Annotated in this window: 17 protein-coding genes; 14 read left to right on the forward strand and 3 right to left on the reverse strand. The window is 69.9% G+C overall.

Annotated elements, in window-relative coordinates; genetic code table 11:
- Nucleotides 1–10: 10 nt before the first annotated feature.
- The 11 genes from murB (at nucleotide 11) to nagZ (ending at nucleotide 13,442) form a co-directional block, all read left to right on the forward strand.
- Nucleotides 11–895: a UDP-N-acetylmuramate dehydrogenase gene (gene murB / locus DDE10_RS18235; protein ID WP_114954284.1), complete on the forward strand. Its 885-nt coding sequence runs from the start codon at nucleotides 11–13 to the stop codon at nucleotides 893–895.
- Nucleotides 888–1,823 carry a D-alanine--D-alanine ligase gene (locus DDE10_RS18240; RefSeq protein ID WP_114954220.1) on the forward strand — a complete coding sequence of 312 codons (936 nt, stop codon included), beginning with the start codon at nucleotides 888–890 and terminating at the stop codon, nucleotides 1,821–1,823. Before murB ends, DDE10_RS18240 begins: the two co-directional genes overlap by 8 nt.
- Nucleotides 1,820–2,776: a cell division protein FtsQ/DivIB gene (locus DDE10_RS18245; RefSeq protein WP_114954221.1), complete on the forward strand. Its 957-nt coding sequence runs from the start codon at nucleotides 1,820–1,822 to the stop codon at nucleotides 2,774–2,776. Before DDE10_RS18240 ends, DDE10_RS18245 begins: the two co-directional genes overlap by 4 nt.
- Nucleotides 2,777–4,042, forward strand: coding sequence for a cell division protein FtsA (gene ftsA / locus DDE10_RS18250; protein ID WP_284734758.1), 1,266 nt, complete (start codon nucleotides 2,777–2,779; stop codon nucleotides 4,040–4,042).
- A 192-nt stretch (nucleotides 4,043–4,234) separates the two neighbouring features.
- The gene (ftsZ, locus tag DDE10_RS18255; RefSeq protein ID WP_114954222.1) at nucleotides 4,235–5,716 is read left to right on the forward strand and encodes a cell division protein FtsZ; all 1,482 of its coding nucleotides are present in this window, start codon (nucleotides 4,235–4,237) and stop codon (nucleotides 5,714–5,716) included.
- 146 nt (nucleotides 5,717–5,862) lie between these two features.
- Nucleotides 5,863–7,827: an SPOR domain-containing protein gene (locus DDE10_RS23555; protein ID WP_162806717.1), complete on the forward strand. Its 1,965-nt coding sequence runs from the start codon at nucleotides 5,863–5,865 to the stop codon at nucleotides 7,825–7,827.
- A 24-nt stretch (nucleotides 7,828–7,851) separates the two neighbouring features.
- The gene (locus DDE10_RS18275; RefSeq protein WP_114954226.1) at nucleotides 7,852–9,006 is read left to right on the forward strand and encodes a deoxyguanosinetriphosphate triphosphohydrolase; all 1,155 of its coding nucleotides are present in this window, start codon (nucleotides 7,852–7,854) and stop codon (nucleotides 9,004–9,006) included.
- A 1-nt stretch (nucleotide 9,007) separates the two neighbouring features.
- On the forward strand, nucleotides 9,008–9,652 hold the full coding sequence (locus tag DDE10_RS18280; RefSeq protein ID WP_114954227.1) for an NAD-dependent epimerase/dehydratase family protein: 645 nt from the start codon (nucleotides 9,008–9,010) through the stop codon (nucleotides 9,650–9,652).
- Between the two features lie 58 nt (nucleotides 9,653–9,710).
- Nucleotides 9,711–11,444 carry an arginine--tRNA ligase gene (argS, locus tag DDE10_RS18285; protein WP_114954228.1) on the forward strand — a complete coding sequence of 578 codons (1,734 nt, stop codon included), beginning with the start codon at nucleotides 9,711–9,713 and terminating at the stop codon, nucleotides 11,442–11,444.
- A 58-nt stretch (nucleotides 11,445–11,502) separates the two neighbouring features.
- On the forward strand, nucleotides 11,503–12,174 hold the full coding sequence (locus DDE10_RS18290) for an SPOR domain-containing protein (RefSeq protein ID WP_114954229.1): 672 nt from the start codon (nucleotides 11,503–11,505) through the stop codon (nucleotides 12,172–12,174).
- A gap of 260 nt (nucleotides 12,175–12,434) precedes the next feature.
- Complete coding sequence (nagZ, locus tag DDE10_RS18295; RefSeq protein WP_114954230.1) at nucleotides 12,435–13,442, forward strand: beta-N-acetylhexosaminidase; 1,008 nt, start codon at nucleotides 12,435–12,437, stop codon at nucleotides 13,440–13,442.
- Here the strand turns inward: nagZ and pabB are convergent.
- Nucleotides 13,433–15,151, reverse strand: coding sequence for an aminodeoxychorismate synthase component I (gene pabB / locus DDE10_RS18300; protein ID WP_284734759.1), 1,719 nt, complete (start codon nucleotides 15,149–15,151; stop codon nucleotides 13,433–13,435). The two genes, nagZ and pabB, sit on opposite strands and share 10 nt — an antisense overlap.
- Nucleotides 15,152–15,217: 66 nt before the next feature.
- Here pabB and DDE10_RS18305 point away from each other — a divergent pair, with 66 nt between their 5' ends.
- Genes DDE10_RS18305 through DDE10_RS18315 form a run of 3 tightly spaced genes read left to right on the forward strand, consistent with a single transcriptional unit; the run spans nucleotide 15,218 to nucleotide 17,151 of the window.
- The gene (locus DDE10_RS18305; RefSeq protein WP_114954232.1) at nucleotides 15,218–16,594 is read left to right on the forward strand and encodes an L-serine ammonia-lyase; all 1,377 of its coding nucleotides are present in this window, start codon (nucleotides 15,218–15,220) and stop codon (nucleotides 16,592–16,594) included.
- Nucleotides 16,595–16,636: 42 nt separating this feature from the next.
- Nucleotides 16,637–16,825 carry a type II toxin-antitoxin system ParD family antitoxin gene (locus tag DDE10_RS18310; RefSeq protein ID WP_114954233.1) on the forward strand — a complete coding sequence of 63 codons (189 nt, stop codon included), beginning with the start codon at nucleotides 16,637–16,639 and terminating at the stop codon, nucleotides 16,823–16,825.
- A 32-nt stretch (nucleotides 16,826–16,857) separates the two neighbouring features.
- Entirely contained in the window at nucleotides 16,858–17,151 is a 294-nt protein-coding gene (locus tag DDE10_RS18315; protein WP_162806718.1) for a type II toxin-antitoxin system RelE/ParE family toxin, read from the forward strand.
- A 16-nt stretch (nucleotides 17,152–17,167) separates the two neighbouring features.
- Here DDE10_RS18315 and DDE10_RS18320 read toward each other — a convergent pair whose 3' ends face one another.
- Both DDE10_RS18320 and DDE10_RS18325 read right to left on the reverse strand, forming a co-directional pair.
- Complete coding sequence (locus tag DDE10_RS18320; RefSeq protein WP_114954235.1) at nucleotides 17,168–18,169, reverse strand: inorganic phosphate transporter; 1,002 nt, start codon at nucleotides 18,167–18,169, stop codon at nucleotides 17,168–17,170.
- 231 nt (nucleotides 18,170–18,400) lie between these two features.
- Nucleotides 18,401–19,513 (reverse strand): DUF47 family protein, encoded by a 1,113-nt coding sequence (locus DDE10_RS18325; RefSeq protein ID WP_114954286.1) that lies wholly within the window; start codon nucleotides 19,511–19,513, stop codon nucleotides 18,401–18,403.
- Nucleotides 19,514–19,671 lie beyond the last annotated feature (158 nt).

Genomic DNA, 19,671 nt, shown 5'->3' on the forward strand with positions numbered 1-19,671 from the left:
GCTGATCGACATGCCCCGGGTCAAGGGCCGGCTCCAGACCGGCGGCGCGCTCGCGCCCCTGGTCTGGTTCAAGGCCGGCGGTCCGGCCGAGTGGCTGTTCGAGCCCAAGGACGAGGACGATCTCCAGGATTTCATCGCCGCCCTCGATCCGGCAGTCCCGGTGATGGCGCTCGGCCTCGGCTCCAACCTGATCGTCCGCGACGGCGGCGTTCGCGGCGTGGTCGTCCGGCTCGGCAAGGCCTTCGCCAAGGTGGACCGGCTCGACCCCGTCACCCTGCGCTGCGGCGGCGGCGCGTCGGGCATCCTCGTCTCCTCGACCGCGCGCGATCTCGGCATCGCCGGCATCGAGTTCCTGCGCTCGATACCGGGCACGGTCGGCGGCTTCGTGCGGATGAACGGCGGCGCCTACGGCCGCGAGGTCAAGGACATATTGGTCGAGTGCGAAGTCGTGCTCCGCTCCGGCGAGCGGCGGGTGCTCCCCGCCGAGGCGCTCGGCTACAGCTATCGCCACAGCGCGCTGCCGGAGCAGGCGATCGTCGTCTCCGCCACCTTCCGCGGCGAGCCCGGCGATCCGGCCGCGATCCAGGCCGAGATGGACCGGATCGCGCGCTCCCGCGAGGAATCGCAGCCGCTGCGCAGCCGCACCGGCGGCTCCACCTTCAAGAACCCGCCCGGCACCAGGGCCTGGCAGCTGATCGATGCCGCTGGATGCCGCGGCCTGCGGGTCGGCGACGCCCAGGTCTCGGAGAAGCACTGCAATTTCCTGCTGAATCTGGGCCAAGCCAGCGCCGCCGATATCGAGGGACTGGGCGAGGAGGTGCGGCGCCGGGTCCGCGAGCATTCGGGTGTCACCCTCGAATGGGAAATACAGCGCGTGGGTGTCGATCATGGATAAGCTCCACATCGCGGTGCTGATGGGCGGCTGGTCCGCCGAGCGCGAGGTCTCGCTGTCCAGCGGCGCCGGCATCGCCGACGCGCTCGAGAGCCGCGGCCATCGGGTCTCCCGCATCGACATGGGGCGCGACGTCGCCCAGCGCCTGGCCGAGCTTCGACCCGACATCGTCTTCAACGCCCTTCACGGCACGCCGGGAGAGGACGGCACCGTCCAGGGCATGCTCGACCTGATGGGGATCCGCTATACCCATAGCGGCCTCGCCACCTCCGTGATCGCCATCGACAAGGAGCTGACCAAGATGGTCCTCGTTCCTGCCGGCATCCGCATGCCGGAAGGGAAAATGGTGGAGAGCGAGAGCCTCTATTCGGCCGATCCGCTGCCGCGGCCCTTCGTCCTGAAGCCGGTGAACGAGGGCTCGTCGGTCGGCGTCGCCATCGTCCGCGAGGGCGGCAATTACGGCGCCCCCATCTCCCGCGACAGCGCCGGGCCCTGGCAGGAATTCGACCGCCTGCTCGCGGAGCCCTTCATCCGCGGGCGCGAGCTCACCTCGGCGGTGCTGGGCGGCGAGGCGCTGGCGGTGACCGAGTTGCGGCCGCGCTCCGGCTTCTACGATTACGACGCCAAATATACGGAAGGGATGACCGAACATGTCTGTCCGGCCGAGATCCCGGACGAGATACGCGACGCCGCCATGGCGATGGCGCTCGAGGCGCATCGCCTGCTCGGCTGCCGCGGCGCCTCGCGCTCCGACTTCCGCTGGGACGACGAGAAGGGCTTGGACGGCCTCTATCTGCTCGAGGTCAATACCCAGCCGGGCATGACGCCGCTCAGCCTGGTGCCGGAACAGGCGCGGGCGCGGGGCATCGATTATGCCGAGCTAGTCGAGCGGATCGTCGCCGAGGCCATGGCCGAAGGTCCGAAGGCATGAGCGCGCGCATCGCCCGCGGCAATGGCGGCGGCGGCGGCGGCCGCGGAGGCGCGCGTTCGGGCGCGCGGCCGCGCCAGACCGGCCGCTCGGTCAATACGCGGCGGCCGAAGAACCAGAGCCTGCTCGATTCCTTCGGCCTGCCGGCCGGCGCCGGCCGGCGGATCGGCGGCTGGGCCTTCGCCCTCATCGGCCTGGTCCTGGTCGTCACCCTGGTGCTCGCCTTCCGGCTGCCGCAGCTTGCCGGCGCCGCTCTGGCGGAGAGCATCGGCGGGGCCGGATTCACCATGCAGCGGGTCGAGATCAAGGGCGCCGAGCGCGTGTCGCGGCTCGACATCTACAATGTCGCCTTCGACCAGCCGTCGATGGCGATGCCGCTGGTCGATCTCCAGGGCACAAGGGAGCGGCTGCTCCAGTTCGGCTGGATCAAGGAGGCCCGGGTCCATCGCCGCCTCCCCGATACTTTGGTCGTCGACATCGTCGAGCGGCGGCCGGCCGCCATCTGGCAGAACAATCGCAGGCTCAGCCTGATCGATGCCGAGGGCGTCGTGCTCGAGCCGGTGCGGATCGATGCCATGCCGGAGCTGCCGCTGGTGATCGGGCCCGGTGCCAATCGCCACCTCAACCTGCTCGACGCGCTCCTCGCCTCGACGCCGCATCTGCGGCCGCAGGTCGCCGGCGCCGCCTGGATCGGCGGACGCCGCTGGGACATACGGTTCCAGACCGGCGAGGTGCTGTCGCTGCCCGAGGGCGACCGGCCGTCGCGCCGCGCCATCCTCCATTTCGCGCGGATGGACCAGCAGACCCAATTGCTCGGCCGCGGCTTCGTCCGCTTCGACATGCGCATTCCGGGCCGCTTCATCGTCCGTGTCTCGCGCCAGCCCGGCACCAGTGTGCCGGAGCTGGTCCCCCCCGATCCCGGCCCGACCCCGCCGGACCTGGCGAGGACCATCTAGTTGCGCAGAGCTCCGCCGCCCCCCACCCGCAATCTCGTCGCCGCCCTCGACGTCGGCTCCTCGAAAATCTCGGCGATGATCGCCGAGCCGCAGGAGAATGGCGGCCTGCGCATCCTCGGCACCGGCCAGCGCGAGAGCCGCGGCGTCAAGCGCGGCTACATCGCCGACATGGAGAAGAGCGAGATCGCGATCCGTGAGGCGGTCGAGCAGGCGGAGCGGATCGCCGGCACCAATATCGACCAGGTCTTCGTCGGCTTCTCCGCCGGCGGGCTGGTCAGCAACGTCGCCCGGGTCGAGGTGTCGATCGGCGGACGTCGGATCTCGCGCGAGGACATCGATGCCCTGCTCTCGGCGGGCAAGGAGTCGATCGATCCGGAGGGCCGGATGGTCCTGCACGCGATGCCGGCGCTCTACACGATCGACGGCATGACCGGGGTCAAGCAGCCGCGCGGCCTGCACGCCGACAAGCTCGCCGTCGACATCCATGTCGTCGCTGCCGATCCCTCCCCGGTCAAGAATCTCGACCTGTGCGTCCGCTCCGCCCATCTCGGGGTCGAAGCGATCGTCGCCTCGCCGGTCGCCGCCGGCAAGGCCTGCCTGGGCGAGGAGGAGCGCGAGCTCGGCGTCGCCTTGGTCGAGCTCGGCGCCGGCGTGACCAACGTCTCGGTCTTCGCCGGCGGCATGCTGGTCGGCCTCAAGTCGCTCCCCTTCGGCGGCAGCGACATCACCGACGACATCGCCGCCGCCTTCGGCACGCGCCGGACCGAGGCGGAGCGGATCAAGTGCTTCTACGGCTCGGCGATGACGAGCCCGCGCGACAATCACGACATGATCGAGCTCGCGCCGATCGCGGGCGGGCAGGAGGGGATCGAGTCCGCGCGCATCACCCGCGCGCAGCTCGTCTCGGTAATCCGGCAGCGGCTCGAGCATCTCACGGCGGAGATCGAGGATGCGCTGAAGGCGCTCGGCTTCGCCGGGCCGTTCGGGCGGCAGGTGGTGCTCACCGGCGGCGGCGCCGAATTGAAGGGCATCGCCGATTACGCGCAGGGCGTTCTCGGCCGCGCCGTCCGCGTCGGCCGGCCGTCCATGGCCGGCCTTCCGGAGGCGCATAGCGGCCCGGCTTTCTCGACCCTCGCCGGCCTTGCCCAGTTCGCCGCCTCGGACGAGCTCGACCTTCGCGTCGGCTTCGCCGCGCCCGGCGGGTCGGAGCGCCCCGCGGGGAACATGTTGCAGCGGCTGATCGCTTTGTTTCGGACCCAGTATTGAGGAAAAATGTGTGTATCGCGTTAACTTTTTACTCGCACCGCAGAATCGCATCGTGCAAAAGGGCTTAGAGGGCATCGTGCGGCCGCCGGTTCACCGGATTTCCGCTTCGGCGATGCCCATCGGACAGACCAGGAGCCGCACGGCTCCAAAGGGTGCGCGGAGTATGGCGCAAGGGCAGAGGGGAGACATTGCATGAGCATCGATTTCATCCGTCCGGAGGTCGAGGAGCTTCGCCCCCGCATCAGCGTCATCGGGGTCGGCGGCGCCGGCGGCAACGCCATCGCCAACATGATCCAGTCGGAGGTGCAGGGCGTCGACTTCATCGTCGCCAACACCGACGCGCAGGCGCTCAACCATTCCCTCGCCGACCGCAAGATCCAGCTCGGGCTCAAGATCACCCAGGGCCTCGGCGCCGGCTCGCGTCCGGAAATCGGCAAGGCCGCCGCGGAAGAGGCGATCGATGAGATCGAGCAGGCGCTGGATGGCGCCCATATGTGCTTCATCGCGGCCGGCATGGGCGGCGGCACCGGCACCGGCGCGGCGCCGGTCATCGCCAAGGCGGCGCGCGACCGCGGCATCCTCACCGTCGGCGTCGTGACCAAGCCGTTCAGCTTCGAGGGCGCCCGGCGCGCCCGATCGGCGGAATCCGGCATCGACGAGCTGCAGCAGCATGTCGACACGCTGATCGTCATCCCGAACCAGAACCTGTTCCGCATCGCCAATCCGAACACGACCTTCAAGGAAGCGTTCATGATGGCGGACGAGGTGCTGCAGCAGGGCGTTCGCGGGATCACCGACCTCATGGTCATGCCCGGCCTCATCAACCTCGATTTCGCCGACGTCCGATCGGTGATGAGCGAGATGGGCAAGGCGATGATGGGCACCGGCGAGGCCTCGGGCGACAATCGCGCGATCGAGGCGGCCGAGCAGGCGATCGCCAATCCGCTGCTCGACGGGGTCAGCATGAAGGGCGCCAAGGGCGTGATCATCTCGATCACCGGCGGCGAGGACATGCGCCTGATGGAGGTCGACGAGGCCGCGAACCACATCAAGGACCTGGTCGATCCGGACGCGAACATCATCTGGGGATCGGCGTTCAACAACGATCTCGAAGGGAAGATCCGCGTGTCGGTCGTGGCGACCGGCATCGACGTCGAGGAGGCGACCCAGGCGCCGCCGCTCCAGGCGAAGGTCTTCGCCTTTCCGGGCGGCAGGAACGGCGAGGTCGGCCGGGGCGAGCCGTCGGCCGCCGCTGTCCCGGAGCGGATCAGCCTGACCCCGCCGGCGGCGAGCGCCGATCCGGTCGAGGCGGAAGAGCCGGTCAGTTTCATCGATGAGCCGACCGAGGCGCCCTCGGAGCTCGCCCTCGATCCGCCCGCCGGGGAGGATGAAGGCGACGAGCTGCTGCTCGATCACGTCGATCAGCCGACGCCGCCGGACGAGATCGAGACATCCTCCGCGGGCCGCCGCTCCTGGCTCACCCAGGACGAGCCGCAGTCGGCGCCGGCGGCGTCGAAGCCGGCGCGCGAAGGCGGTACGCTGTTCGAGCGCATGTCGAACATCGCCCGCGGTGCCGCCAAGGCGCAGGTCGACGAGGAGACCGGGCCCCGGATGCGCACCAGCCGGGATTCGCTGGACATCCCGCGTTTTCTGAACCGGCAGAACAACCAGTAGGCGACCGCACCTCCCCCGGGCCAGCTGCGCTGCCCCGGGGGAGGGACGGCATTTCATCGCCCGGACCTACCGCCTGAGCGCACGCGCCCGGCAGGGTCATTGCGGGTACAGCTTCGGCCCTGTCTATCCGCGGCATGACTTCATCGATGATGCGGGGCGTCCGCCGCAGCCTCGCGTTGCTGGCGGCCGGGACCGCATTTCCAGGCGGGGCCGCAGCCCAGTCCCCGCAGGCCCAGCTGCCCCCGGGCGCTATCGTCCAGCCGCTGTCGCCGGACGGCGGCGCGGAGCTGCGCGGCCATCTCGTCACGCTGGCCCAGAATCCGCGGAGCGTCGACGCGCTGGTCGGCGCGGGCCGCGCCGCCCTGCGGAGCGGCGATGCGCAGGCGGCGCTCACCTTCTTCGGCCGCGCCAATGAGATCAGCCGCAGCGATGCTCGCGTCCGCGCCGGCATAGCCTCGGCCCTCGTCCACTTGGGAGAGGCCGACACGGCCCTGACCCTATTTGCCGAGGCGGTCGGCCTCGGGGCGCCGGAAGTGGAGATCGCGTCGGAGCGGGGGCTCGCTCACGAACTGGTCGGCGACGTCCGGCGCGCGCAGCAGGATTATATGCTCGTCCTGCGCCGCGGGGACGATGCCGAGGTGAGGCGCCGCCTGGCCTTGTCGCTGGCGATCAGCGGACGTCGCGATGCCGCGCTCCGGCTGATCGACGCGCAGCTTCGGGCCAATGAGCGGGCGGCGTGGCGGACTCAGGCCTTCATCCTCGCTTTGACCGGCGACGCGGCCGGCGCGACCCGGACCATGCAAGGCTTCATGCCGCCGGCCGACGCCCAGGCGATGGCGCCCTTCCTCCAGCGGCTGGCCGCCCTCAATCCCGCTCACAAGGCCGGAGCGGTCCATCTCGGTTATTTCCCGAGCGCCGGCCAGGCGGGCGGCGCGTCGGCCCAGGCCGAGATCGCCGCCGATCCCGGTGCCCTCGCCTTCGCCATGGGCGGTGCTCCGGCCGCCGCGCCGCGGACGCAGACCGCCCAAGCCCCGACCGCCGACACAGGCGGCCGTCGCCGGCCCAACGCGGAGAACGACCCCGCCGACCGCTTCGGCCTGCGCAGCCGCGCGCGTGCCGAGCGCCGCCGCAATCGCGCGGCCGAGGGCACAACGTCGCGGAGCACCGCCGCGGCGGCGACATCCCGGCCGGCGCCCCCTGCGGCGACGACGCGCCCTCCAGCCGCGACGCCGGCGCCGGCGCGGGCCCAGTCTCAGACGCAGCGAACCGTCACGGCAGGCAGCGCCGTCCCGAGCCCCTCGTCCCAGCCGATCCAACCCCCGGGGCAACGGTCCCAGCCTCCCGCCGGCGGCGTTCCGGCCTCCCGCCAGGTCGAGATCGCCGAGGTCAGCACGCGCTGGGCCGGCGCCCCTTACCCGGGCGCGCAAGGAACCGGCGCGCCGGCGCCGCCCACCCGGACACTGCCCCCGCCCGCCCAGCCGGCCTCCACGCCGCCGCCCTCTCAGGGGCAGACTTCGCGCCCGGATCCCGCCTCCAGTCCCCGCACAGGTCGGCCTTCGGTCAGTACGACCGAGATCCCGGCGTCGACGATCGTGCCCACTCCCGGATTCAGCCTCCAGCCGAGCGCGTCGGCGCCCGCTTCGGCTTCGACGCCGCCGCCGGCCACACTTGCCGATATCGCCGCGCTCGTCGAGGCGTTGCCGGTCGAGACGCCTGCGCCGGCCCCGCCAGCACCGCCGCCTCCGCCGCCGCCGGCACGGGCGGCCGCGGCGCGCAGCGAATCCGCCCAGCCCGAGCGGCGCGCGGCGCGGAGCCGCCGCGCCGAGCCGGCCCATCCGGCCCGTCACTGGGTCCAGATTGCCGGCGGCGCGAACAAGGCCGGCCTGCCGCGCGAGTTCGCGCGGCTGCGTGGCCTGGCGCCGGAACAGCTCAACGGCCGCACCGCCTATACGACTCCGCTGCGGGCCACGAACCGCTTGCTGGTCGGACCCTTCGCCAGCCCGCGCGAGGCACAGGAGTTCGTCAACCAGCTGGCACGGCACGACGTCACCGCCTTCGCCTGGACAAGCGAAGCGGGCCAGGAGATAGAGCGCCTGCCGACCGGCCGGTGAGCCGGCCATGCTGAAGCGGATCCGATGAACCTCGCTCCCTATGCGTCCGATCCGGCCCGTTCGCGTGGTCGCCTGCATGCGGAGGAAGCGCGGGTCACCCGCGGGCCGCGGGACGTCTTCCAGCGCGACCGCGATCGCATCATCCATTCGGTCCCCTTTCGCCGCCTCCGTCACAAGACCCAGGTCTTCGTCGCGCCGGACGGCGATCATTTCCGGGTCCGTCTCACCCACAGCCTCGAGGTCGCCCAGATCGGCCGCACCATCGCCCGCGTCCTCGGCCTCAACGAGGATCTCACCGAGGCGCTCTGCCTGGCTCACGACATCGGCCACCCGCCGTTCGGCCATGCCGGCGAGGACGCGCTCCAGGCGGCGATGGTCGAGGCCGGCGGCTTCGATCACAACGCGAACACGATCCGCCTGCTGACCCGGCTCGAATGTCCCTATCCCGATTTTTCCGGCCTCAACCTCAGCTGGGAGACCCTCGAGGGGCTCGCCAAGCATAATGGTCCCGTCGCGGCGCCGACCTGGGCGCTCGCCGATGCCGATCGCGCGTTTCCGCTCGACCTCGAGACCTGGCCGAGCCTGGAGGCGCAGGTCGCCGCCTTGTCGGACGATATCGCCTACGACAATCACGACGTCGACGACGGCCTCCGCGCCGGACTTTTCACCTTGCGCGATCTGCTCGAGGTCCCGCTGGTCGCCCGGGGCTGGGAGGCGGTTCGCGCCCGGCACCCCGATTGCGACGAGAAGAGGCTGCTGCCCGAGCTGGTGCGCGAGCAGATCGGAATCATGGTCAACGACCTGATCGGGGAGACGCGTCGCCGCATCGGCGGGATCGCCAGCGTCGAGGCCGTGCGCGCCGCCGGGCGGCCGCTCGTCGCCTTCTCGGAATCGCTCCGCGCGGAGGAACGCCAGCTCAAGCGCTTCCTCTATGCCCGTATGTACGATGCACCCGAGGTGAGGGCGGTGAAGGAGCGGGCGCAGCGCGTGCTCGCCGGCCTGTTCGCGGCCTATCGCGCCGATCCCCGGCGACTGCCCGCCGAATGGCGGCCGGCGTCGGATGATCGGCCGGCGATCCTGCGCGCGATCGGCGATTTCGTCGCCGGCATGACCGACCGATACGCGATCCGCCGCTACGAGGAACTGGTCGGACCCGCCGAGCTGCCGGAAGGCTTCTGACGTGCGCGTGGCGCTGATCGGCGGGACCGGTCTGATCGGCGCCTCGCTCGCCCGGCGTCTGGCGGCCCTGGGTCACGACCTCCATCGGCTGCAGCGGCGTCCCAGTGTCGGACCGGGCGCGCTGCACGTCGCCGAAGCCGATGCCTGGCCTGACATCGTCGCCGCCCTTGCGCCGGAGGCCGCCATCTCCACCCTCGGCACGACGATGCGCGAGGCCGGCTCGAGGCAGGCCTTCCGCGCCGTCGATCGGGACATGGTGCTCGCCTTCGCCGGCGCGGCCCGGACGGCGGGGGCACGCCGGATCGCGGCGGTCTCGTCGGTCGGCGCCGATCCCGGCTCCCGGATCTTCTACCTGCGCGTCAAGGGGGAGACGGAGCAGGGCCTCCGGGCGCTGGGCGCCCCGCGGCTGGACATCTTCCGTCCGGGCCTGCTGCTCGGCGCGCGCAGCGGCGACCGGCGGCCCGCGGAAAAACTCGCCGTCGCCCTCAGCCCGATCGCGAGCCGGCTCCTGCGCGGCCGGCTCGATCGCTTCGCCGCCATCGACGCGGACCGGGTGGTCGAAGCGCTCGCCGCCACCCTTGCCCTGCCCGAGGACGGGACCCATCTTCACCACAATCGCGAGTTACGCGCGCTGGCGGGTCGCTGACCTTCAAATCGGCGGGCCCATCCGCTACAGCCGCGCCTCCTCATCGACGGAAATCAACGTGACCCTCTACGCCCGCTTCGCCGCGCATATCGACAATTTGCTCGACACGCTCGAGGCCGAAGGCCGCCTCGCCGCCGGCATCGATCGCGCCGCCGTCGCGGTCGAGCCGCCGCGCGATGCGACGCATGGCGATCTCGCCACCAACGCCGCAATGGTGCTCGCCAAGCGCGCCGGCACCAACCCGCGGGCGCTGGCGGAACTGATCGCGCCCCGGCTGCGCGAGATCGGCGAGGTCGAGAGCACCGAAGTGGCTGGACCAGGCTTCATCAACCTCCGGCTGAGCCGGGCCGTGTGGGAGGAGGAGCTCCGCGCGATCCTCGCCGGCGGCGCCGATTACGGCCGGTCCGACATGGGCCGCGGACAGCGGGTCAATGTCGAATATGTCTCGGCCAACCCGACCGGCCCGATGCATATGGGCCATTGCCGCGGCGCGGTCGTCGGCGACGCGCTCGCCAGCCTGCTCGAATATTCGGGCCACCAGGTGACCCGCGAATATTATGTCAACGATGCCGGCGCCCAGGTCGATGTGCTCGCTCGCTCGGCGCACATGCGCTACCGCGAGGCGCTCGGCGAGGCGATCGGCGAGATCCCCGAGGGCTTCTACCCCGGCGATTATCTGATGCCGGTGGGCCAGGCGCTCGCCGCCGAGCATGGCGATCTTTTCGTCGATGCGCCGGAGAGCGAATGGCTGGTGCCGTTCCGCAAGCGTGCCGTGGCGATGATGATGGACCAGATCCGCGGCGATCTCGCCTTGCTCGGCATCCATCACGACGTCTTCGCCTCGGAGGCCGAGGTCCATGAGAAGGGCCTGGCCGACGCGGCGCTGGAGACGCTGCGGAGCCGTGGCCTGATCTACGAGGGCGCGCTCGAGCGGCCGAAGAGCCTGGACCCGCACGACGAATGGGAACCGGTCGAGCTCACCTTGTTCAAGGCGAGCGAATATGGCGACGATCAGGACCGGCCGGTCCGGAAGTCGGACGGCAGCTGGACCTATTTCGGCGGCGACCTCGCTTACCATTTCCAGAAGGCGCAGGCGTGCGATCAGCTGATCGACATCTGGGGCGCCGATCATGCCGGAACGGTGAAGCGCATCCAGGCAGCGGTCGCCGCGCTCACCGAGGGCAAGGTGCCGCTCGACGTCAAGCTGGTCCAGATGGTCCGGCTGCTGCGCGCCGGCGAGCCGGTGAAGATGTCGAAGCGCGCCGGCAATTTCGTCACCCTCGCCGAGGTGGTGGGCGAGGTCGGCAAGGACGTCGTTCGCTTCACCATGCTCACCCGCAAGGCCGACGCGCAGATGGACTTCGACTTCGCCAAGGTGGTCGAGGCGTCGAAGGACAATCCCGTCTTCTACGTCCAATATGCCCATGCGCGGATCTCGTCGTTGAACCGCAAGGCGCCGGAGGCCGGCGTCGACATGGCCGACGAGGCCGATCTGTCGCGGCTCGACGAGGACGAGCTGGCGCTGGTCAAGCTGGCTGCCCAATTCCCCCGAATCGTCGAGGGCGCGGCCACCGCGCACGAGCCGCACCGGATAGCTTTCTACCTCGGCGATCTCGCCGCGGCGTTCCATGCGCAGTGGAACAAGGGCAATGATGATCCCGAAAAGCGTTTCCTCCTGGCACACAATCCCGAAATGACACGGGCGCGTCTGGAACTGGCGAACGGGATCGGGCAGATTGTCCGCAACGGCCTCGCGCTGATGGGCGTGAAGGCGGCCGAGGAAATGCTGTGAGCCGCTGACGCGGCGCAGCCGGAAGTCCGGCGCTGCGGCGGCGGTGGGAGATACGGAAATGAGCGACGACGCGCGCGCGGAAGGAATGGGCGAGGAGGACCGTCTGCCCTGGCTGGAGGCCGTCGAGGAGGATGAGGGGCCGAGCGCTCCCTCCGCGGCGAAGCTGGTCGGCGCGATCGTCATCGGCCTCATCGCCATCGGCGTGATCGTCGGCGGCCTGTTCTGGTTGGGAAATCGCAGCGGCGGCGGCGGCGAGGGCGAGATCATCGCTGCGCCCGAGGGCGATTATAAGGTTCCGGCCCGCGATCCGGGCATGAACGTGGCCGGCGAAGGCGACACCGCTTATGCGGCCAGCGAGGGCGCCGAGCCCAAGGGACGGCTCAATACCGACGCGGTGCCCGAGGCGCCCGTCACCCGGGCGCCTCCGCCGGCCCAGCCGCGTCCGCAGGCTCCGGCTGCGACCCCGGCGCCCGCCCCGGCGCCGCGGCCCGCCCCGGCGGCGGCCGGCGCCACGATTCAGCTCGGTGCCTTCTCGAGCCAGGCGCTCGCCAATCGCGCCTGGACCGGCCTGTCCGGCCGCTTCCGCTATCTGGCGCCGCTCAGCCATTCGATCGTCCCGGTGCAATCGGGCGGTCGCACACTCTACCGGCTGCGCGCGAGTGGCGCCGACGCGGCGGGCATCTGCCGGCGGCTGCAGATCGCCGGCGAGGATTGCGCGCTCGTCGGCTGAAGGATCCCGGTCCCAGGCGCCAGTCGAGCCTGGCCGGATCGACGAGGGCCGGCCGATCCGGCTTCGACGTGTCGGCCGCGCGCCGTGGAAAGCGCCTGAAGCCGTTCCTCATCGAGCGGGATCGAGATCGGGATGCGCGCGAGCCCGATCGGCTGCGTAGCGACGCGATCCGGCATTGCCGTGGGCGGCGCGGCGCCGGCGGCTTACCCTCGGCGATCTCCGGCCTTTCGGCGTTTCTATCCGGGCGCTAGTGGCCGGCCATGCTGCCTGTGATCTTCGGCCTCGAAAGTGAGACGCTGGGCGCGGAAGAACGCGCCTTCTTCGCCGATGCCGACCCGGCCGGCTATATCCTGTTCGGCCGCAACATCAGGGACCGCGGCCAGCTGCGCCGCCTCACCGACGACCTGCGCTCGCTCGCCGGGCGCACCGACCTGCCGATCCTGGTCGACCAGGAGGGCGGCCGCGTGGCGCGTCTCGGCCCGCCCGAATGGCCGGTCTTTCCGGCCCCCGATCGCTTCTGCCTGCTCTACCGGAAGGCGCCGATCAGCGCGATCGAGGCGGCGCGGCTGAATGCGCTCGCCATGGCCGTCCTCCTCGCCGAGGTCGGCATCAACGTCGATTGCACGCCCGTCCTCGACCTGCGCCACGAGCTTGCGCACACGGTGATCTCCGATCGATCGCTCGGCAGCGATCCGCTTCAGGTCGCCGCGCTGGGGCGGGCCGTGCTCGACGGCCTCGAGGAAGGCGGGGTGTGCGGCATCGTCAAGCACATGCCGGGTCATGGCCGCGCGAAGGCGGACAGCCACGAGGCGTTGCCCCGGATCGACGCCGACGAACAGGCGCTCGCGGTCGATCTCGCCCCCTTCCGGGCGCTCAGCGATGCGCCGATGGCGATGACGGCGCATCTGCTGTTCACGGCGTGGGACGAGGGGAACTGCGCCACGCTGTCGCCGACCATCATCAATGAGGTGATCCGCACCCGGATCGGCTTCGACGGGCTGCTGATCAGCGACGATCTCAGCATGGGAGCGCTTGCCGGACCGCCGGAAGCGCGGGCGCGCGCGGCGATCGCCGCGGGATGCGATGTCGTGCTGCACGGACCCGGTGCCATGGCCGAGAATGAGCGAATAGCCGCGGCGCTGGCGCCGATCGGCAGCGCCGCGCGTGATCGGCTCGATCGCGCGCTCGCTCGGATCGCGGGCAGGTCGGCTTCTCAAGATTATGACGCGCTCGCCGCCAGGCGCGACGCGCTGCTCGCTTATGCCTGAAGCGCGGATTCGGCTCTGCGCGCGCGGATCAGGCCGCGCACGCTGTTGCCGATCAGGAATCCGCCGGCGAGGTCGGCTTCGGTGAGGTCATGCTCCTCGGCGCGGCCTTCCTCGATCAGCCGCTCGCGCAGGATTCCGGGAAGCAGGCCGCGCGTGGCAGGCGGCGTGAGCAGCGTGCCGCCCCGCTCGACGAACAGGCTGGTGAAGCTGCCTTCGGTGAGGAAGCCGTCCGCGTCGCGGAACAGGATCTCGAACGTCCCGGCAGCGGTGCGGGCCTCGTCGTAAAAGGCGCGATCGCTGGTCTTGTGGCGAAGACGGAAGTCCTCGGCGTCGACCGGAAGCGGCAGGATCGCCACCGGCGCCGGCTGGGGCGGATGCGCCGGCAGCGGACGTAGCTCGATCGCCATCGCGCCGCTGCGCGACAGACGAAGCCTGATCCGGCTTGGCCCGGCACGGAAGGTCGCCGCCTGCAGCTCGTTGCGGGCGACGTGGCGATCATAGGCGAAGCCGAGCAGGTCGGCGCTCGCCTTCAGCCGGCGAAGGTGGCGCTCGAGCTCGGTTATTCCTTCCTGTGGGTCGAAGGCCATCGTCTCGATCAGGTCGAATCGACGCTGGGTTTCCACGAACGCCCCTTTCGTCAGACATTCGCGCCACTCGTCCCCGGCGCGGCTGTCCGCCACGATTCCCGATCCGAGCCCCAGCCGCGCGACCTTTTCCCCAGCCTTCAGCGTCAGCGTTCGGATCGCCACATTGAACGACGCTCCGCCGTCGGGCGCAACCCGTCCTATGGCTCCGCAATAGACCCCGCGAGGCTCGGGCTCCAGCGCATCGATGATCTCCATCGCCCTGATCTTCGGCGCGCCGGTGATCGATCCGCAGGGGAAGATGGTCTCGAGCAGATCGATGGCGTCGCGGCCAGCCTCGAGCTCGGCGGTGACGGTGGACGTCATCTGGAGGAGCGTCGGGTAGGTCTCGACGGCGAACAGGTCGGGCACCTTCACGCTGCCGGGTCGGGCGAGCCGCGAAAGATCGTTGCGCAGCAGGTCGACGATCATGAGATTCTCGGCGCGTTGCTTGGGGTCGTCGCGCAGCACCGAAGGTTCGGCCCCGCGCGGCGCCGTCCCCTTCATCGGCCGGGTCGTCACCTTTCCGCCTTCGACGGTGAAGAACAGCTCGGGCGAGAGGCTCAGGATCCAGTGCCGGCCGGTGAAAAGCAGCGCGCCGTGACCCGCCATGGAACGCGCCCGCAGCGCTGCGTAGAGGGCGGCCGGGGCACCGGCGAATTCGACATCGGCCTGGAAGGTATAGTTGGCCTGGTAGATATCGCCGGCGACGATATGGTCCAGGATCCGCTCGATCGCCTGGGTATATTCCGCCTCGTCGATCCTGGGGCGAGGCCGGCCGGCCCAGGCGCCGGCCGCGTCGGGAAGAAAGGCGCGGGCGTCGACCTCGCGCACCGAATCGAACAGGCCGAACCAGAGCAGGGGAGGGTCCTCCGCCTCCGGCATCCCGGCCAGAGGCTGCAGCTTCGGCTCGAGCGCATGGCCGCTCTCATAAGACAGGAATCCGGCGGCGTCGCGGCCCCGGAGCCGCTGCAGGCAGGTGGGCATCATCGCCGGATCGCGCGTCTCGACGATCTCCGCGGGCGCTTCGTAAAGACGGGCACGGCCGTCCGGACGCGAATCGTCGAGGAGGACGAAGGGGCGCATTTCGCTTGTCATCCTCCGGCCCCGCTCCCAAGTCGGCACGGTCCGCCCCCCGTCCGGAGAAAGTCCTTGGTCTGCAGCACTTTCGATCTGTTCAAGATCGGCGTCGGTCCATCCAGTTCACACACGATGGGTCCGATGACGGCGGCGTGCCGCTTTGTCGAGGGGCTGCGCGGCGGCGCCGGGCTCGACAGGGTGGAGCGGATCGAGGTCGATCTCTATGGATCGCTCGCCTTGACCGGAAAAGGGCACGCGACCGATCGGGCCATTCTCCTCGGTCTTTCCGGCGAACGGCCTGACCGGATCGATCCCGACGCCGCCGAGAGGACGGTCGCGCACATAAGGGAAACCGGTATGCTCCGGCTCGGCGGCGATGCGGAGATTGCCTTCGACGAGCCGCGCGACCTGCGCTTCCATCAGCGCGAGCGGCTGGCGCATCATTCGAACGGCCTGCGCTTCACCGCCGCCTTGATCGGCGGCGGAAGCGAGAGCGCCGTCTATTACTCGGTCGGCGGCGGCGCCGTGGTGGGTGAAGCCGAGGTGGCGCGCAACGCTCCGCCCGAGGGCGGCTGGGACGTACCGTTTCGCTACTCGTCGGGCGATGAGCTCCTCAGGATCGCGGCGCGCGAGGAGATGAGCATCGCCGACATCGCCCGCGCGAACGAGCGCGTGGCTCTGGACGACGCGGAGATCGATCGCCGGCTCGACGCGATCGTCGAGGTCATGTCCGCCTGCATCGACCGCGGCATGGCGGTTGACGGGATCCTGCCCGGGGGCCTCAACGTGAAGCGGCGCGCGCCGGCTCTCTACCGGCTGCTGACCGAACGGGCCGAGCGCGCGCTTTCCGACCCGCTGACCGTCATCGACTGGGTCAATCTGTGGGCGCTCGCGGTCAACGAGGAGAATGCCGCGGGCGGGCGCGTCGTCACGGCCCCAACCAACGGTGCCGCCGGCATCGTCCCCGCGGTGCTGCGTTACTATCAGCGCTTCACGCCGCGGGCGACCGACGAGGGCGTGCGGACCTTCCTGCTGACGGCCGCGGCGATCGGCTCCCTGTTCAAGGAAAATGCGTCCATCTCCGGGGCCGAGGTCGGTTGCCAGGGCGAGGTCGGGGTCGCCTGCTCGATGGCCGCCGGCGGGCTCACCGCCGCGATGGGCGGCACGCCGGCGCAGGTCGAGAATGCGGCCGAGATCGGCATGGAGCATAATCTCGGCCTCACCTGCGATCCGGTCGGCGGGCTCGTCCAGGTGCCTTGCATCGAGCGCAATGCGGTCGGCGCGATCAAGGCGATCGAGGCCTCGCGCCTCGCGCTCGTCGGCGACGGATCGCATCGGGTCAGCCTCGACCAGGTGATCGAGACGATGCGGCGCACCGGCCTCGACATGAACGAGCGCTACAAGGAGACCAGCCTCGGCGGCCTCGCCGTCAATGTCGTCGAGTGCTGAGCCGACCTTACGCAAATTCGTACGAATTCGTAGATAGGGCTCGTGGCGCAGCTGAATATCTCGTTGCCGGACAAGCTCAAGGCGTGGGCCGATGCCCGCGTCGCCGAAGGCCGGTACAGCAGCGCGAGCGATTATGTTCGCGACCTCATGCGGCGCGACCAGGATGCCGCGGAGGCGAAGGCTCGTCTTCAGGCGGCCATCGATGCCGGGGCGGGCCTCGCCGTCGAGTGAACAGACGATCGAGGGCATCATCGCTGCCCGGCGTGGCTGAGGTTCGACTTCGCACGGCCGCTGCGGCGGATCTATCGGAAATCCTCGAATATAGCGTCGCCAGATTCGGCCGGACGGTGGGCGAGGATTATCTCCGGAGCTTCGAGAAGTCCTTTGCCTTGCTGGGCCGGCATCCCAGGGCCGGCGTCCGCATCGACGTGACTCCCGCCATAAATTGCCTCCCGCACCGCAGCCACCGCATCCTCTACGACCTCGATGACGAGACGGTCCGGATCGTGCGGGACCTCCATCATTCGATGGACGCGGAGCATTGGCTTTCCGAGTGACTGGGAACCCCGGCCCTCAGAACAGCCGCGTTATCCAATAGAAGGCGGCGGCGATCAGGCCGGCCGCCGGCATCGTGACCACCCAGGCGAGGACGATATTGCCGGCGACGCCCCAGCGGACGGCCGAGAAGCGACGGGCGGCGCCGACGCCCATGATCGCCCCGGTGATGGTGTGGGTGGTCGACACCGGGACCCCGAGCGAGGTCGCCGAGAACAGCATGATGGCGCCGCCCGTCTCCGCGCAGAAGCCCTGGTGCGGGCTCAGCCGGGTGATCTTGGATCCCATCGTGTGGACGATCCGCCATCCGCCCATCAGCGTCCCGAGCGCCATCGCGGCCTGGGCGGAGATCACCACCCAGAAGGGCACGTGGAAGCTGTTGCCGAGCATCCCCTGGCTGAACAGCAGGACGGCGATGATCCCCATCGTCTTCTGGGCGTCGTTGGCGCCGTGGCCGAGCGAATAAGCGGCGGCCGAGATCAGCTGGAGGCGGCGGAAGATCCGGTCCGAATAGGAGGCGTTGACCGGCTTGAACAGCCAGGAGCTGAGCACGACCAGGATCAGGGCGACGAGCATGCCCAGCATCGGCGACAGGAAGATGGCGACGCTGGTCTTGAGCACGCCGGAAGATTCGACGACGGCGAGGCCGCCTTTCGAGATGCCGGCGCCGAGCAGGCCGCCGATCAGCGCATGGCTGCTGCTCGACGGGATTCCGAGCAGCCAGGTGATCACGTTCCAGGCGATCGCCCCCATCAGGGCGCCGAACACCACCGCCGGATCGATGATCAGGGGGTCGACGATGCCACGGCCGATCGTCTCGGCGACGTGCAGCCCGAAGAACAGGAAGGCGATGAAGTTGAAGAAGGCGGCCCACAGCACCGCGATCTGGGGCGTCAGCACCCGCGTCGATACCACGGTGGCGATCGAATTGGCGGCGTCGTGGAGCCCGTTGAGGAAATCGAACAGCAAAGCGACGCCGATCAGCGCGACCAGCAGCGGGAAGGCCAGGGTTGGTTCCATCAGGGTTCAAACTCGATCAGGAGGTGACCGCGAAGCGGCGGGCCGTGCGCAGGTGCGGATTGCCCCCGGCAATCCGCAGCCATGTCCGGGGGACATGGCGACCTGCTGCACCTTGCCCCCCGGGCAGCGTCGCTGCGTCGGTCACGATGCATCGGCATCGCTCCCTCCTTCCTCCTTGCCGGAGAGCAAGATCCGATCCGTCACGGCCACCTCCTGGTCGAGTTTGGACCCTTAAGCGTGGTCGATCACGATGCCTTGGATCTCGTCGGCGACGTCCTCGAGCCGGTCGAGGACGCGCTCGACGTGACTGTATATCTCGCGCCCGACGAAGAAGGCCATCGGCCGATCGGTGACATGGGCCTGGTAGAGCGCCTTCAGCCCCTTCTCGTGCAGGCCGTCCGCCTTGCCTTCGAGGTGGACGATCTTCTCGGTGATCTCGTGGAGCCGGGCCGCGTTGCGGCCGACCTTGCGCAGCAGCGGCACCGCTTCGCGCACGAGCCGGGCAGCCTCGGCGGCGTGCCGGCTCATCTCCAGCATCTCGGGCTCGAAGCTGGTCACCTCGTAGAGCGTGATCGCTTTCGCCGTCTGCCACATCTCGTCGAGTGCATCGTCCATCGAGGAGGCGAGGGCGGTAATGGCGCTGCGGTCGAACGGCGTGATGAAGGAGCGCCGCACGGCGACGAGGACGTCCCGCGTGACGTCGTCCGCCGCATTCTCATGCTCCTCGATACGGCGACAGGATTCGGGAATGCCCTGCTCGCCCGCGAACATCGCCGCCATCGCGTCCGCGCCCTCGACCAGGATCTCGGCATGCCGCTGGAACATGTCGAAGAACCGGTCTTCCTTGGGCATGATCGCCCGGATGAAGTTCACCATTCCTGACCCCCTGGCGACTCGATGGCCGCCCATATCAACCGCCGCCCCATCCGCAAACTTCTGCGGATTCTCGCCGAGCGCCAGGATCAGCTCCCGCAGGCCCGGCTCGTCGACCGCCATCGCCGCCTTGCGGGGCTCCAGCCAGCGCAGGGTGCGCTGGTGGCGCTCCGGCCAGGCGTGGTGCTGACGGGTGACGAGCATCGGATAGACGGTGACGAAGGCCGTGGCGTCCGGCCCGGACCGCCGGCGCTTCTCATATTCGTAATGGCCGATCGGCACGGCGCTGACATGGCCGTCGATCCCGGCTTCCTCATGCGCCTCGCGCGCGGCCGTCTCATGCCCCTTGAGACGCGGCATCGGATTGCCCTTCGGAATCACCCAGCGGCCGGTGTCGCGGGAGGTGATGACCAGGACCTGGACGCCCTTATCCGGATCGACACGCCAGGGCAGCGCCGCGAACTGGACGATCAAGCCGGCCTCGTTTCTCTACCGGCGCGTTGCGCGGGCGATGCGGCGCGCCGGGCCGAACGGGAGATCTTTGCTTCGATCATGATCGTCCACTTTCCGCCGGTCACGGTCGCCTGGCAAGGCGGATGTCCTCCATCGAAACGAATGCGCTGCCGGAA

This window comes from Sphingosinicella terrae (assembly GCF_003347635.1).
In the GTDB taxonomy this organism is placed as follows: Bacteria; Pseudomonadota; Alphaproteobacteria; order Sphingomonadales; family Sphingomonadaceae; genus Allosphingosinicella; species Allosphingosinicella terrae.